General features: G+C 52.7%; 1 pseudogene. It reads right to left on the reverse strand.

Going from position 1 to position 315, the window contains the following annotated elements:
* Positions 1 to 294: pseudogene (locus ACP45E_RS02515) on the reverse strand (hypothetical protein); the annotation flags it as partial.
* Between the last annotated feature and the right edge of the window lie 21 nt (positions 295 to 315).

The following is a 315-nucleotide window of genomic DNA, read 5'->3' on the forward strand; positions in this document are numbered from 1 at the left end:
GTTGTTGGCGTCGTTGTCGTCCCAACCTTCTATTTCTTCTCGGCCTTTTTTAATGCCGTCACCATCCTCGTCTTTGTTGCCATCTTGCACCGGGTTGTTGGGGTCGTTGTCGTCCCAACCCATCGCGACTTCTAAGCCTTTTTTGAGGCCATCGCCGTCGTGGTCTTCATTGCCCCCTTGCACTGGGTCATTCGGGTTATTTGGGTCGGTGCCCGCGTCAAGTTCGTCGGCGTTTGATAGACCATCATAGTCATCGTCACACGCAATAGAAAAACCTGTGCTGACTTCACACATTTGGCTGTCACCAGCGAGCGT

Source organism: Vibrio genomosp. F10 str. 9ZD137, from assembly GCF_049974785.1.
GTDB lineage: Bacteria > Pseudomonadota > Gammaproteobacteria > Enterobacterales > Vibrionaceae > Vibrio.